At 35.6% G+C, this 15,742-nt stretch carries 14 protein-coding genes and 1 tRNA gene; 5 read left to right on the forward strand and 10 right to left on the reverse strand.

Annotated features, from left to right (window positions below; all coding sequences use genetic code 11):
* Window positions 1-385 precede the first annotated feature (385 nt).
* Entirely contained in the window at window positions 386-802 is a 417-nt protein-coding gene (locus IPJ80_05175; GenBank protein MBK7912873.1) for a GxxExxY protein, read from the forward strand.
* Window positions 803-1,328: 526 nt separating this feature from the next.
* Here IPJ80_05175 and IPJ80_05180 read toward each other — a convergent pair.
* Together IPJ80_05180 and IPJ80_05185 are read right to left on the reverse strand one after the other, a co-directional pair.
* Window positions 1,329-1,781, reverse strand: coding sequence for a RecX family transcriptional regulator (locus IPJ80_05180; protein MBK7912874.1), 453 nt, complete (start codon window positions 1,779-1,781; stop codon window positions 1,329-1,331).
* A 6-nt stretch (window positions 1,782-1,787) separates the two neighbouring features.
* Window positions 1,788-2,393 carry an HAD family phosphatase gene (locus tag IPJ80_05185; GenBank protein MBK7912875.1) on the reverse strand — a complete coding sequence of 202 codons (606 nt, stop codon included), beginning with the start codon at window positions 2,391-2,393 and terminating at the stop codon, window positions 1,788-1,790.
* Window positions 2,394-2,999: 606 nt separating this feature from the next.
* On the opposite strand from IPJ80_05185, the gene IPJ80_05190 reads away from it, so the two are divergent.
* Window positions 3,000-3,073: transfer RNA gene (locus tag IPJ80_05190), tRNA-Ile, on the forward strand.
* Between the two features lie 18 nt (window positions 3,074-3,091).
* On the opposite strand, the gene IPJ80_05195 is transcribed toward IPJ80_05190, so the two are convergent.
* Together IPJ80_05195 and IPJ80_05200 are read right to left on the reverse strand one after the other, a co-directional pair.
* Window positions 3,092-4,546, reverse strand: a complete 1,455-nt coding sequence (locus IPJ80_05195; GenBank protein MBK7912876.1) for an MBOAT family protein — start codon at window positions 4,544-4,546, stop codon at window positions 3,092-3,094.
* Window positions 4,547-4,588: 42 nt separating this feature from the next.
* Window positions 4,589-5,677: a hypothetical protein gene (locus tag IPJ80_05200; protein MBK7912877.1), complete on the reverse strand. Its 1,089-nt coding sequence runs from the start codon at window positions 5,675-5,677 to the stop codon at window positions 4,589-4,591.
* Window positions 5,678-5,929: 252 nt separating this feature from the next.
* Here IPJ80_05200 and IPJ80_05205 point away from each other — a divergent pair, with 252 nt between their 5' ends.
* The gene (locus tag IPJ80_05205; GenBank protein MBK7912878.1) at window positions 5,930-7,381 is read left to right on the forward strand and encodes a T9SS type A sorting domain-containing protein; all 1,452 of its coding nucleotides are present in this window, start codon (window positions 5,930-5,932) and stop codon (window positions 7,379-7,381) included.
* A gap of 48 nt (window positions 7,382-7,429) precedes the next feature.
* Here IPJ80_05205 and IPJ80_05210 read toward each other — a convergent pair whose 3' ends face one another.
* Entirely contained in the window at window positions 7,430-8,710 is a 1,281-nt protein-coding gene (locus IPJ80_05210; protein ID MBK7912879.1) for an acetyl-CoA hydrolase/transferase family protein, read from the reverse strand.
* Window positions 8,711-8,837: 127 nt separating this feature from the next.
* Between IPJ80_05210 and IPJ80_05215 the strand changes: the two genes are divergently transcribed.
* A complete protein-coding gene (locus IPJ80_05215) occupies window positions 8,838-9,428 on the forward strand; it encodes a methyltransferase domain-containing protein (protein ID MBK7912880.1) in 591 nt (196 codons plus the stop codon).
* 24 nt (window positions 9,429-9,452) lie between these two features.
* Here IPJ80_05215 and IPJ80_05220 read toward each other — a convergent pair whose 3' ends face one another.
* From IPJ80_05220 to IPJ80_05240, 5 genes are all read right to left on the reverse strand, one after another.
* Window positions 9,453-9,989 (reverse strand): dCTP deaminase, encoded by a 537-nt coding sequence (locus tag IPJ80_05220; protein ID MBK7912881.1) that lies wholly within the window; start codon window positions 9,987-9,989, stop codon window positions 9,453-9,455.
* A 2-nt stretch (window positions 9,990-9,991) separates the two neighbouring features.
* On the reverse strand, window positions 9,992-10,846 hold the full coding sequence (locus tag IPJ80_05225) for a hypothetical protein (protein MBK7912882.1): 855 nt from the start codon (window positions 10,844-10,846) through the stop codon (window positions 9,992-9,994).
* An 89-nt stretch (window positions 10,847-10,935) separates the two neighbouring features.
* Window positions 10,936-11,598, reverse strand: coding sequence for a nitroreductase family protein (locus tag IPJ80_05230; GenBank protein ID MBK7912883.1), 663 nt, complete (start codon window positions 11,596-11,598; stop codon window positions 10,936-10,938).
* A 12-nt stretch (window positions 11,599-11,610) separates the two neighbouring features.
* The gene (locus IPJ80_05235) at window positions 11,611-12,312 is read right to left on the reverse strand and encodes an SDR family oxidoreductase (GenBank protein ID MBK7912884.1); all 702 of its coding nucleotides are present in this window, start codon (window positions 12,310-12,312) and stop codon (window positions 11,611-11,613) included.
* A gap of 19 nt (window positions 12,313-12,331) precedes the next feature.
* The gene (locus tag IPJ80_05240; GenBank protein ID MBK7912885.1) at window positions 12,332-14,302 is read right to left on the reverse strand and encodes a T9SS type A sorting domain-containing protein; all 1,971 of its coding nucleotides are present in this window, start codon (window positions 14,300-14,302) and stop codon (window positions 12,332-12,334) included.
* 421 nt (window positions 14,303-14,723) lie between these two features.
* Between IPJ80_05240 and IPJ80_05245 the strand changes: the two genes are divergently transcribed.
* Window positions 14,724-15,731, forward strand: coding sequence for a hypothetical protein (locus IPJ80_05245; protein MBK7912886.1), 1,008 nt, complete (start codon window positions 14,724-14,726; stop codon window positions 15,729-15,731).
* The last annotated feature ends 11 nt before the right edge of the window (window positions 15,732-15,742 follow it).

Below are 15,742 nucleotides of genomic sequence, written 5' to 3' on the forward strand. Positions count from 1 at the left end.
TTATATTTAAATCTATTGTTTTCTAAATCTCTATGTGCCTATGTGGTTCAATCATAATTTTTTTGAAACACATAGAAACATAGGAACATAGATACATAGAATGGATTTTTTATCTAATCTACTGTTTCCTAATTTCCTATGTGCCTATGTGGTTCATTTATCATTTTTTTTGAAACACATAGAAACATAGGAACATAGATACATAGAAAGGATTTTTTATCTAATCTACTGTTTCCTAAATCTCTATGTACCTATGTGTTCCAATAGGAAATTTAAAGCATTTTACCTGCTTCAATAAAATATTTGCAATCCCAATTTTAAAATAAAAAAATTTGTTGATTAAAATACTATAACTATTTTAGTCTTTTAATTAACACCCTAATATATGAGAATCACCAAAAAAATGTTAGATGACCTTAGCTATCAGGTGCTTGGGTGCGCTATTGAAGTCCATAAAACATTAGGACCTGGATTACTTGAAAGCGTCTATGAAAAATGTTTATTAAAAGAATTCAGGCTAAATGGTATTGAATATTCTAATCAAGTTAAAGTTCCATTAAACTACAAGGGGACACTATTGGAAACTGAATTAAGATTGGATATACTAGTTGAAAATATTTTGTGCGTTGAATTAAAAGCGCAAGAAGGTTTTTTACCTATCCATGAAGCTGTTTTACTTTCATACATGCATTTATTAGAAAAACCAAAAGGAATTCTAATAAATTTTCATTCTATAAACATTTTTAAAGGTGGACAAAAAACTTTAGTAAATAAACTATTCTATGACTTATTAGAAATTTAAAGTATAATAAAAAGCGGATTATAATTATTTTTTTTTAAAAATATAGATTGAATCAACATAGAACAGATCTATATATAATAATCTATTGTTTCCTAAATTCCTATGTGCCTATGTGGTTCAATTATCATTTTTTTTGAAATACATAGGACATAGGAACATAGAAAGCATAGAAGAAATTTTTATAGAATAATCTATTGTTTCCTAAATTCCTAAGTTTCTATGTGGTTCAATTATAATTTTTTTGAAACACATAGGTACATAGGAACATAGAAAGCATAGAAGAAATTTTTATAGAATAATCTATTGTTTCCTAAATTCCTATGTTTCTATGTGGTTCAATTATAATTCTTTTGAAACACATAGGTACATAGGAACATAGAAAGCATAGAAGAAATTTTTATAGAATAATCTATTGTTTCCTAAATTCCTATGTTTCTATGTGGTTCAATTATAATTTTTTTGAAACACATAGGTACATAGGGACATAGATACATAGAAGGGATTTCTATGTGCTTTTAGGGTTTACTTACAGTTCTTTTAATTTTAATTCATCTGCTGCCTGATAAATTAAATCAAGTTCATAACCTTTGGAAATCAGGTTATTTATAGCTTTTGCTTTATTTTTATAAGTGGAATAAATTTTTTGGAGTTGAATTTTCAGTTGCTCGTAATATTCATCCGGATCAATCTCGTTGAGCGCTATGGATAATAAAGGTTCTCCAATTCGTTTGGCTTTAAGATAGGTTCGTATTTTAATTTTTCCCCAATGATGGATTCTAAATTTGCCGCGGGCATAGGATTTAGCAAATCGCTCCTCATTTATAAATCCGTCTTTTAATAATTCAAGAAATATCTCATCTGTATATTCTGGATCTACCCGTAATTGTTTTAATTTTTGCTCAACTTCCATTTGACTGCGATCCTGATAAGCGCAATAGTGTTGTAATTGTTTGAGTACTTTATCTTTTGTGGAATACATCTGATATTACAAAATGGAATGAATGGTAACAGCTATCTCCTGAGCAGGATCGTGAAGATGCGTATTAATTCCTAATTGAATTGCGGCATCTATGTTTTCAATCCGGTCGTCTATAAACAGACATTCTTCAGCAATTAATTGTTCCTTCTCAAGAATGTTTTGGAAAAATTCCAATTCCGGTTTACGCATTCCGCATTCAAAAGACAGGTAAACCTGGTCAAACAAAGTCTCAAATTCAGGGCTTTGGTTGTGCAATTGGAGCATTCTTTTAATATATCTCAGATGGGTAATGTTGATATTACTCATAAGAAATAGCCGGTAATTGGGTCGCAATTCACGAAGCATCTGCATCCGGTTTTCCGGAAAATCAAGAATCATTTGATTCCAGGCGCTGAAATAATATTCCCCATCCTGCACTTTTTTTGAGCGCCTTTGGAGCCGGTTAAAAAAAGCTTCTTCTGAGATTTGGCCTTTTTCGAATGGGAAGAGCGCCATTTCAAAGAAATCAGCCATTTTTTCCGGATCTAAAACCGCCATAAGCGCCTCCATGGTCGCCTGTTCGTCCAGATTTACCAGTACATTTCCAAAATCGAAGATGATATTTTTGAGCATTCCTTAGCTTAGAACCTACAAATATGTAAATTTGCCGACTCATTTCAAACCGGGGCAGTCCGGAAAAGAATTGTACACATGTCCATGCCGGTTAAAGCCTGGTATTTTAACGGATTCTGATTAACGTATCAGATTTTTAATTCTTAATTATTAATTTTTAATTCTTAATTGAATTTTGGTCCCATAGCTCAGCCGGTTAGAGCATGGCGCCCAAAGCGCCAGGGTCCCTGGTTCAAGCCCAGCCATTAACCGGATTCTGATTAACGTATCAGATTTTTTTTAATTCTTAATTATTAATTTTTAATTCCTAATTAAATTTTGGTCCCATAGCTCAGCCGGTTAGAGCATGGCGCCCAAAGCGCCAGGGTCCCTGGTTCGAGCCCAGCCATTAACCGGATTCTGATTAACGTATCAGATTTTTTTTAATTCTTAATTATTAATTTTTAATTCCTAATTAAATTTTGGTCCCATAGCTCAGCCGGTTAGAGCATGGCGCCCAAAGCGCCAGGGTTCCTGGTTCGAGCCCAGCCATTAACCGGATTCTGATTAACGTATCAGATTTTTTTTAATTCTTAATTATTAATTTTTAATTCCTAATTAAATTTTGGTCCCATAGCTCAGCCGGTTAGAGCATCTGACTCATAATCAGAGGGTCCCTGGTTCGAGCCCAGGTGGGACCACCTTTCCTTTTATTCTCCCTAAAATTGGAAATAAATAAAACTGCTGGTACTTTCCTGACTTAATAAGATCATAGAAATTAAAAATGCCCAAATAAATCCAGAAAACCACCAGGGCCATTTTTTAAATTCTGTCAAAACGTTTGTGTTTCTGAATAACCAGTGTGTAATGAGCATGCAAACCGTAATAACAGTTACTTTACTGAGATCAACCGCATTGATAAGTGCTTTGGCTTCGTGACTAAATCCAAACATAGACTGCAACATCATCCACGCGCCGCTAAAATCCTGCTCTCTGAAAAAGACCCAGGTAATATTGATTAACATAAAAGTACCCAGGGCTTTTAAAAAATTTAAGCTTAAAAATTGGTTGGTATTTAATTGTACGGCGTGTATTTCATGGAGTGCATGATGGTCGTGATTGTGGGTCTTAAAAAAACGCTCTACTGCTAAATAAATTCCATGCAATCCGCCCCAGACTACAAAGGTCCAGTTGGCACCATGCCATAAACCACCTAACAACATGGTCAACATTAAATTGATGTAGGTTTGCATTTTGCCATTTTTATTTCCTCCCAAAGGGATGTATAAATAATCACGCAACCATTGGGATAAGGTAATGTGCCAGCGTTTCCAGAAATCTGAAAAACCAATTGCAGCATAAGGGTATTTAAAATTTTGTGGGAGTACAAATCCTAAACAAGCGGCGACACCTATTGCACAAGTTGAATATCCGGCAAAATCAAAAAAGATCTGACCTGAAAAAGCAAAAACACCCATCCATGCATCTAAAAACAGCAAACTTTCTTTTGCATCAAATACATCGTTGGCTGTTGGTGCCAAGAAACTATCTGCTAATACCACCTTCATAAATAGACCTAAAGAAAGTAAAAACAAACCATCTATAAATTGGCTTCTGGTAGCCGCTTTCGGATTTTCAAATTGAGGCACTAATTGCGGGGGTCTTACAATTGGACCTGCAACTAAATGCGGAAAAAAAGTAACGAATAATGAAAAATCCAACAAAGATTTAACCGGTTGACTTTCCTTTCGGTACATATCTATGGTATAACACAAAGTAGTAAACGTATAAAAGGAAATACCGGCCGGTAAAATGATGTTTGGCTTGGCAGGATGAAAATCCCATCCAATCAAATTGACCAGATTCACAAAATTATCCAATAAAAATCCACCGTACTTAAAAAAACAGAGCATCCCTAAATTACCAATCAAACTAATTACTAAAAGTAATTTCTTTTTTACCGGATCGTTCTGTTCATATAAGGCTCTGCCAACAAAAAAATCAACAACCGTTGAAAGCCATAATAATAAAATAAAAACAGGATTCCAGGCTGCATAAAAAATATAACTGGCAATAAGTAAATTGACTTTCTTTACCTTCCATGAAAAAGGTGCATAATGCAAACCCAAAAGAATAATAAAAAAAACTATAAATGTAAGTGAATTAAATACCATAAATTTTTAGATTAAATGCGATGAATTGCTTTTTTAAAAATGCTAAAATTGCATATTGAATTTCCAACCACAATCTTGCCTCAATACATCACATAATTTTTTAGTAAAAACTTTTCCACCAGCCAAATCCAAATGTGAATATTCCGGACAACGAAGGCTGGTCAATTCCGGATAATCATAAAAATGAATTCCTTTTAGCTGTGTGGTATCCAGAATACGTTTCCAAAACTTATCTCTTGGAAAAATGATGGCTTCTTCATTCCATTCATCTCCTGTTGAAGGGGTACGTGTTATAACCATCTCAACTCCTCTGCTCTTCAATTTATCTACACAGGTTTTAACAATACCTAATAATGAATCAATTTGAAATGCAGTTGGTGGTGGCTTTTTCTTTCCCATATCTCCGTACAATTTCCAAATGTTTTGTACGACTTTTGTTTCTGCAGTGTCTGCTGCAAATCGATCTGTCATATAGGATTGACGATGTAAATTGACTCGTTCAAATTCCCTTGGAAAAACCGGAAGTACAAAAACATCCTTTCTTCTTGGAATAGGTAATTTATCAATCAAGGGATTGAGTGTAAAGTTTTCCTTATCTAAAAATACCCAATATGATTGCAAGGCCTGATCAATATAAAAGGACATTTTTTGCGCATACGTCTCATCCACTAAATAACTAAGTCCGGCCTGGGGTCTTTTATAAGGATTGGGCCCAAAATTAAAAAACAATTTTTCGGTGATATCGAGTATCAATTTCCCTTTAAAATTTTCATCATTTGCTAAATCTTGTAAAACTGGCAAAGGTGTTGATCCGACATGCGCTAATTGCACTGGAATCTCACCGGTTTCCTGGAACCAGGTTTCAGCATCCAAATCATATTTAATACGGGAAGACCCAATAAAAACAGTTGTTTTGTCTTTGGGTTGATATACTTTACGTCGTTGATGCGCCCAAAATTCTTTGCCATCATCGTATGAAATGTTGTATCCACTTTTACGAAGATAAAATTCCCAGCTTGAAATGGCTGCTATCACAAGGAACAGCGCCCATAAAAATGATTTTACCAGAATTGTTTGAGTTTGCATAAGTTTGATAAGATCGGCTAAAATAAGCCAATTGAATTTATTCATGGAATTTTATTCAAAATCAGAATTAAAAATTAACCATGATAATTTATCAGTGTGTTTTTTAAACTATTGAAATTCTAACTGCCTAAATAGGGTCATTCCATTCAACAACTATCAATAGCTTGGCATTTACAATATCCCAACTTAATTTTATAATCATGAAATGATCCTTAGCAAACTTTACAATTTCAATAAATACCTTTGAATTTCCAGGTTTCTCCTATTATTTATATCTTGTGAATTAAATCTATTGGTGTGCGCTTTATCATCCTCAGTTTAGAATTTCTAGTATGCTTTTTTAATGTGGGTTTTGCACAAAGCCCCAGTTGGCGCTTATGGGCAGATGGATTACCCACCGGAGTTTATCCAAGAATGGTCGTTGCACCAAATCACGATATTTTTTACAGCCTATTAGGAGCCGGTACCAATTTAGGCCTTGTTTTTAAAGCCAACACACAAGATGCTTTGGGTCAATTTACTGCATTGCCTAAAATTCCCAGACCCAGTACGATTCAAAATAATATTGTTGCACTAGGTTACAATAAAAAAAGTGAAGCGATTGTAGGAATATACAGAAGTGATAATACACAGCCCTGGTTGTTTAAGTATAATAAACTAACAGATCAATGGGATACCGCTACTTCAACTGTTACTCCTTCGCTGGGAGGACATTGTATAGCAACTTCAGAAAACGGAACTATTTATGTAGGAACTCGCTGGGCTTACATCTATAAATCAACAGATGATGGAAATACTTATGAAGTACTATATGACAGCAAGTCAGTAAAGTCAGCGCATCCGTGTTATTATCCATCTGCTTTAAATAATTCCGATTCCAACGGGGCTATTTTTTCAATTGCAATAGATCGCAATGGCAGAATTTATGCCGGTACCGAAACAGCCGGTGTAATATATTCTGATGATGAAGGAAGGTCCTGGCATCCTGCTGATATTTTTGCATGTCAAACCAATGACCCCAATCAAAAAGATACCACCAGTTTATATTATCCCCTTTCAATAAGTGGAAATGTAGCTGCCATTGGATTTACGAAAGACAATGCCCTGATTTGGTCCGGCGTAAATATGTGGGCACTCAACTGGAAAAATAAAATGGGTTTTGCCGATTATAAATCACAAACTGTTGCTGAAATTAAAGGACTTCCGGACTATTTAATTCAAACCGGACAGCAGGTTTCTAAATTAGTTACTACAACAAATGGTCAAATCTTTTTTCATTCCGGATCATCAACAGGTGCTTCTCAAATTGGAATTTATACTTCTTTTGATGGCATCCACTGGACCTCATTTAATAATGGCATTACAGGACAAAATGATGGTACCTCCCAGGGATCTCTTGCCGTTGACGGCAATAAGGTTTTTATGGCGACCCGAGATGGTAAAGTATGGATTTACGAAGACAGTTTAGTAAGTAATTCCGATCAGTTTTTATTGAAAAATAAATCTAAAATTAAATTGAGTCCAAATCCTGTTAAAAACTTACTGCAAATCGAACCAGATCCCTCCATTCAAAACGATGTACTTGCATTTATTCTATACGATGCAATGGGGAAAAAAATAATTTCAAAACAGCTTAACAGTTTACAAAAATTGGAATTGGATGTTTCGGAATTTGCATCCGGGCTTTATTATATTAAGTGGGTTTCTAGGAATCAAACTTTTTTAAACTCTTGTTTTATTAAAAACTAAGATTGATTTGAAAAAGGATTGTATTAATAGTATTTAAACCATACTAATTTAATTTTTCCCAAATCGCTGAAATGCATAACGATTTAATTGCTCCTGATGATCCGGATGTGCAATTTTAATCAGCGCTTTTGCTCGTTGTTCCATGTTCATTCCAAATAAATTAACAAGGCCATTTTCTGTTACCACCCAATGGATGTGACCTCGTGTTGTCACAACGCCAGCCCCTTCTTTTAAAACCGGGACAATTCTCGAAAGCCCTTTGGATGTTACTGAAGGCAGTGCAATAATTGGTTTTCCTCCTTCAGAAAGAGCCGCACCGCGAATGAAATCCATTTGTCCGCCAATGCCTGAATATTGCAGTGTCCCTATAGAATCCGAACAAACCTGTCCGGTGATGTCGATTTCAATGGCACTGTTAATTGCTGTAACTTTTGGATTTTGTGAAAGGATGTATGGATCATTGACATAATTTATATCCAGTGCTTTTACTATCGGATTATCATCAACAAAGTCGTATAATTTACGGCTCCCCATGATAAATGAAGTTACATTGTAGCCATGTATGATTTTCTTTTTACTGTTATTAATAATTCCATTTTGAATTAATGGAATCACCCCATCTGAAAACATTTCGGTATGCAATCCGAGATCCTTGTGATTTGCCAAATTGTTTAATACGGCATTGGGTATATTCCCAATCCCTAATTGCAAGGTGGCCCCGTCTTCAATCATGTCAGCAACCAGCTTTCCAATTTTCTGATCTGTTTCACTGGCCGTTAAATCATAACGCACTTCCGGTAAAGCATCTTCCACCCAAACCAAGGCATCAAAACGACGTATGTCGACAAATGCATCCCCATGCACCCGTGGTATGTTTGGATTTACCTGGGCGATTACTTTTTTTGCATTCTGTACCGCTGATCTTGCTATGTCGACCGAAGGACCCAATGAACAATACCCATGTTTATCCGGGGGAGACACATGCACGATAGCCACATCCAATGGAAGAATATTTCGGGTAAACAACTGAGAAATTTCACTTAAAAAAACCGGAATGTAATCTCCCCGATTGCTGTTAACAGCGATCCGATTGCTTTCAGATACAAATAATGAATTAATATAAAAATGTCCTTCCAGAGCAGGATCATTTAAATCAACTTCTTTTAATGAAATGCTGACCAATTCCACTTGCTTTAACCGCTCTTTTTGTTTGATAAGGGCATTGATCAAGCAAACCGGTGTCGCTGCACTGCCATGCAAATAGACGCGCTGGTTGGATTGTATGCATTGCACCGCTTCTTCAGCCGTTATATAATTTATTGGATTCATAACTAAATTATTCTTTAGGTTTACTATCAAAGCAATTCCATAAAGCTACATGATAAATAAAAATCATGTAATATTGTTTTCAATTTCAGATAAAAAGAAAAACTCAAATTTCATTTTAAATATCAAGATGACGAATATAGACCAAACATTTTGGCAGGATCGATGGGAAAATGGACAAACCGGATGGGATGTTGGTTACGCATCTCCCGCTTTAGTAGAATATATGAAGCAATACCCCAATAAAAATGCAAAAATTTTAATCCCGGGCTGTGGAAATGCGTATGAAGCCGCAGCACTTTTTGATTTGGGATTTACCAACATTCATTTACTAGACATTGCTCCGTATGCAGTTGAAAATTTAAAAGAAAAATTTAAAGCTATTCCACAAATTCACATTTGGTGTGGAGATTTCTTTAAACATGAAGAAACTTATGATCTTATCATAGAACAAACCTTTTTTTGTGCATTGGATCCATTACTTCGACCGGACTACGTCAAAAGCTGTTACAAACTTCTCAAACCGGGTGGCAAAATAATCGGCCTTCTCTTCAACATTCATTTTGAGAAAGAAGGTCCACCTTTTGGTGGAACAATTCAGGAATACCGCGAATTATTTTCAAAATATTTTACAATTCAAAAAATGGAAGCTTGTTATAATAGCATTCCGCCCAGAGCAGGAAATGAATTGTTTATTATTATAAAAAAAGAAAACGCTTAGAAAGGCAAAAGTTAAAAACTGATTTTAAAATTTATTTTTCCACATCATGCTTTCCACCGGTTTGTTGTTGCGTTCTGTATATTTAGCATTCTGCTTCTTATTATAAAAATTTTCTATTTCACCATCTACCATAAAGTAAATTAATTGCCCTATGGGCATTCCGGCATAAATTCGAACGGGTTGGACGCAACTGATTTCTAAAGTCCAGTTGTTGCAAAATCCGACATCTCCTTTTCCTGCTGTTGCATGAATATCGATTCCCAAGCGACCTACACTGGATTTTCCTTCCAGAAAAGGAACTGCATGATGTGTTTCTGTATATTCTTCGGTAACACCCAGATAGAGGGTACCGGGTTGAATGATATATCCTTCCGCCGGAATTTCTATGTACTCAATGGCATTGTGTTTTTTAGCATCCAGCATACGTTCGGTATAAACAGCCAGGGTTTTACCTAAATGTACATCGTATGAATTGGTACCTAGACAAGATTTATCATAGGGCTCTATGATAATATTCTTTTGCTCAATTGCTTCTAAAATTTTTTTATCGCTTAATATCATCTTTAACTTGTAATGTGCCAACCGTAAATCATTCCATCGTCTCCTGCGGAAAATAGTATTTGGGATTCCTTGAACCAACACAAACTATTCACACTGTGCGAATGGGCGGCAAATTTAGGTCGGGAAATCTCTTTCACCAAGTCCAATGTTTGTTTTTGCCAGATTCGAATGCTTTTATCTCTGCTTGCTGTTGCTATAAAATCAGTTCCCTCCAGAAAAATAATGTCATTAATCGCAAACCAATGCGCTTTATGTTCAATTTTATTGTTCAGCTTGTTGTCCCAGGTTTTTAATCGCGCATCGATTCCTCCTGAAATTACTAATTCGGGATTTTGTAAACAAGCCATTGAAAAGACCGTTTTGTCATGGGCAGCAATTTTTTTTTCAATCAATTTGAATTCAGGTAATTTTAATTGATAAAGATTGCCATTGCTATCTCCAACATACACCATATTGTTTACTTCATCAACAGTCAGACTGCGCAACTTTGCTGGACTGAGATGCAAATGATGCACCCATTGTCCATCGGTGGTATTCCAAAGTGATATGATTCCATCTCCGGAAATCGAAATCAGAAAATCATTCCACAAGGCAAGTCGATAAATAGATTTAGTATGAAATCGAAAACGCCTAACGAATGCGCTTCCATCTAAACGGATGCTGAATAGATCCCCTGACATCGTGCCAACATACAGTGTTTGGCCTTTGGCATCCAACAACAAACAGAAAATTTTATCCTCCATCCTGGCGATCGAAACGCCATCCTTCTCTTTCCCAATTTGCCAATGGGTAATCAAACCATCACTACCTCCGCTCAACAAATCATTTGGTTTCAGGCCTTGACAAATTGCATACACGGCGCCCTTATGGCCTTTAAATGTATATGTTAAGTCAATGTTGATACCTAGTAGTTAAAGTTTAAAATAATTGTGGCATGCAATTTTCATTAATAATAACAAGCGATCTCGTCCAGGGATTTACGATTTAATGAAGGAACCATTGCAGCATCTGATGCAAATCCAACGGGGATTAATAAATATGGCTTTTCGTTTTCAGGTCTGTTTAAAATTTCCTGTAAAAAATTCATCGGACTGGGTGTATGCGTCAGACATACTAATCCGACATAGTGAATGGCTGCAATTAAAAATCCGCATGCTAAACCGACGGACTCCTGGACATAGTAATTTTTCTTTTTTGTACCATTGTCCAAATCATAGGATTTTTTAAATACTACAATCAAATAGGGAGCTGTTTCTAAAAATGGTTTATGCCAATCTGTACCCAGTGCAGCTAAATCATCCAACCAATCCTGTGGCATTCTTCCATGATAGTTTTCATATTCTTCTTTCTCCGCAGCTTCCCGTATTTGTTTTTTAATTTCAGGATTGCTTACGACACAAAAAGTCCAGGGTTGTTTGTGTGCCCCTGAAGGAGCGGTACTGGCAATTTTTAATATCATATCAATCAACTGCCGGTCAACTGGTCTGTTTGATATATCCCTTACTGTACGGCGGTGATCCATGAGTGCATAAAAATCATCGGCCCGAGCAAACATTTTTTGCTCTGTGAACAGCAGCGGTTGGTAACTGACAAAATTTGGAACTGACATAAACTATTTAATTTATAAATCTCCTTTTTGTGGTCTTAGAATAATTTCTTCGAGTACTGCGGAAGGACTCATTTCAATTGCGCATACGACTGCTTTGGCAACATCTTCTGCCTGCATCAAGCGGTCTTCCGGCAAGTCAACTCCTTTCCAGGAATCAGACCATGCTGCCCCAGGTAAAACTGCCGTAACCCGAATGCCCTGATCTTTTAACTCCAGTCTTAAAGACTTACTGAAACCCAAAAGTGCAAATTTGCTGATTGAATACGAACTGCCACCCGGATAAGCATCGAGACTTGCAATCGAACACATATTTATGATGTGTCCAGTTTGCCTTCGCAACATATTTGGTAACAAACCCCGCGTCAAATGATAAGCACTCATGAGGTTGCAATCCAACAAATAGTTTAGCTGACCATCTGGTTCATCTACCATCGAACCCCCTAGATAATTTCCGGCATTATTTATTAAAATATCTACTTCCCGAAATACGGTCATAATGGATTTTATCAAGGTATCCACTTGAGTTCGAACGGAAATATCACAGGCAAAATAATAAACTTTAATTTCTGAATTTATTTCCAGTAATTCATTCTTTAATTGTTCCAAATCAGATTCAGATCGCGAATGAATAAACAAATTATAATTCTTACGGGCTAATGAAATAGCAATGGCTTTTCCTAAACCCTTACTGGATCCTGTAATAACAACATTCATAATTTACAATTAAAAGCCCCTATTTAATTAGCAGAAGCTCTGTGCCAAGACTTTTTGAATTTCCCATGCAATTTACCAAATACATTCCACTTGATAAATTTCGAATGTCTAGTGGTTCTCCGGAACGAATAAACTGACTGCGAATCAACTTCCCAAACAAGTCGTATAATTTTACTTCGCAAATTTCTTCATCAAAATGAATTTGTATCTGATCGTTCGCAGGATTTGGATTTATATAAAAGCTTGCCTGATTATTAGTAAAGGTTTGCTTTACTCGTAAAGGCAATTGATACACTACTAAATCCTGGTCATACCATTCTGCAGAAAAATCTGGATGAAGCTCCAGATTGCGTTGATCATCTGAAGCGATGTAAAACAAAGGCAATTCCGGATTCCAGTTCAGAGCGCTTCCACGACTCCAACTGACCCGCAGCTTATTTTTTTCAGAGTTAAAAGCAGATTCATCCAATTGAACATTTTTAATCTGGATTGCTGCATCAATTTTGTTTATTAATTCAAATTGGATTCCCAATACAGCATTTTTTGATTTCAAATAAACTGGCACCCAGGTTTTTCCATTTTCCACAATGGAATTTTTTAACTCGAGGTACACCTCTTCTGATTGTTTTCTGAATTCCAGGTTTTTTGACTGGAATCCATTATAACTTAAATCAATATCACCCATTTTCAGCGCAAATACATTTACATTGGTCAATGGTAAATTCGTCACCGCTACGCCTTTAAATTCAATTTCTGCAATTGGTCTATTGGGTTTTGCGACACTTCTCCAATCGCTGCGTAAGAAATACCAGGGTTTTACATTAGTAAAATTTTCTTTGACACCTAAAATCAATCTTCTCAATTCAGTAATATCTGAAGCTGTAATGTTAAAATTGTAATTGACATCAGCAGCAATGTATTGAAGTGTATCTGTAAATTTTGCTAAACCTAATATATGTCTTTGAATCAATACAATATCTTTTGTTGATATGGCATCGCGTGCACCGGTATTTTTTACAAATCGGTAATTATAGGTTCCAGCCTTACGGGTCTTTAGGGTAAAACCATAATGAATGCCGCTTTGCTGAGAGATACAATATTTTGAAATCAAGCTTTCATTTTCAAAAATCAGTGAATCCGGAATCACCCGAATGCCATCATCGGTAGTGATTTTTCCTCCGATGTCTGCACGCTGTGACATGGAAAGTAAATTGTATACAAAATTTCCAGAACAGCCAAAACGATCTGTAATCGTTACGGTGTAGGCGCCTGCCCCTTTGTTATTGATAGAAGGGAGGCTGTCGCCTGTGCTCCATTTGTACTTGTAAGGCAGGAACTCCCCAACAGGTGACAATGAAATAAAACCTTCCTCAGCACAAACTACATCACTTTGCTGATTGAATTGTTTGAAGCTGTTAAAATATTTATGAACATTTATAAATGTTGTTCCACTTCTTATTTGTCCGTTACAAACATCTTCTAAATTCCATTGTCTTCTGATTCGCACCGGAATGTTACAATTTTGAGAAATCCTGGTATCAAAATAGGTAATTTTAACAGAGCCCAAACTGCTTGGAAGTTGCAATAGTTTTTTCTGAAAAGAATTCAGACTATCAGGATAATCCATTGTAGTATCTGATGGCATATAAATATCATCAACACTTAAATGTTTAATCGTGATATATTGGTTGCAACGAACTTGTTCACCCATTGCATTGGTAATCGTAAAAATACGGCTTACTAAATCGGCCCGATTGCGGCAATCGCCTTTCTGATAAACTTCCAAATAGGAAATTGTCACTGCACCCCCCGTATTTTGAGTCACTATAGGAACCCCGGTAACGGTGGTGTCATATTTGGATCCTTCAATCAAGGTGATTGGAGCCGGACAATCGACTGTCAATGTGGTTGGACTTTTAGGGTTAGTAAAAGAACAAAGGATGCACGATAAAGGCAGAAAAACCCAATTCCATGAATTGCTACGTCTCATTTCTCTGGTTTAAAACAGTTTAAAAATAGTAAAGCTTGACTGAATATCAAAATGTCCTAGTGCTCCGTGTGGTTAAATACAAATATGATAACTTAGAACTATTTGTAATTCAGGCATGTGACGAGAATTATCCACAGAGATAATTTGTATATAAACAATAAAAATCTAAGAAAAGTTCCTATAGATAGTTGAAAACTTGGACCTTAAGGAAGCGATAGGCAACCATATAGGTTTATATTTTAAATCTTAACTGAGCTTAATTGAACTGCCAGATTGCTAGTTAAACCCACTTTAGCAGATAGTATGATTTTGCACAGTCAGCAGAGCCAAATTAAATAAGTTTGTTTTTTATACTCACAATTGCTAAATTTACTTATTGCAAATGAATTATTTGACATTAAACATCTAAATAATATTAGAAATGAAATTAAATCTGATACGCGGTGCATTATTCGCAGCAATGTTTGGGTTATTAATTGGATGCGATAAAATTAAAAATGTATCATGTGGCGACGCTACTGAATACATTACTGATTTGGAATCACATTATCTTACTTCGATTCCTGGCAATGGCAGAACCACACTAATTTATGAAAACACAAATGAAGATCCTAGTGATATTTGCAGCTTAGCACATTTAGATGCTTCTTTTTTCGCTAAGTTTACATCTCCTCTACCAGAGGATGCTATTGTATCGGGATTTATCTACTGGTCTGGTTTGCTGGAAAAAGAAGTAATATTACAAAAACAAGGTGATGGCAGCTATTCAGGTCAATTAAATATTGGTCTAAAGCAAGCATTCAATGGAAAACCTGCTTCTGTAGGTGCACAAATTCGGATCAGCTTTAATTCTAATAGAAGTCATGAAGAAAATCTTCAGTTTATCACTTCCAAAGACCCAAAGCTAAGCATTCAATTTGAATATTATTCAACCGATGAAGAAAGGCCTGGATGTGGAAAATTTATTACCAACGATTTTCATATCAATCTTTTAGACTCAAATTCAATTAATCAGGATTCTTTATTCAATTTTGAATATTTCAAAGGCAATGCGCAAGAGTTTTCACAAATAGAAATTTCAAAAGATATCATGCATGTTTGTATTTCAGATAGTATTAGATGTACGGTCTGGGCATTAGATCCTTTGCCTTCTGAACTTGAGCTTACGACTTATATCAGTTGGGCAAATACCCACACTAAATTAATCCCTTTATTAAAAAGTAATGATACACAAAACAGATCCTGGACAGGAAAAACCAGTCTACTTTTATACCCTACTTACACTGGATATGAAATAGGCGATTTCAAAATTAGTACAAATGTTGGTTTTCCATATCAAGGGAGTATACAGTTGGATTCTGCGTATCTAAAAAAGTATTTTTTAAGTTTATTATCCATACAAGTACAATATTCGGATTATTATAAATAGAGTTGTACTTT

This window comes from Saprospiraceae bacterium, from assembly GCA_016714025.1.
Classification (GTDB): Bacteria; Bacteroidota; Bacteroidia; order Chitinophagales; family Saprospiraceae; genus Vicinibacter.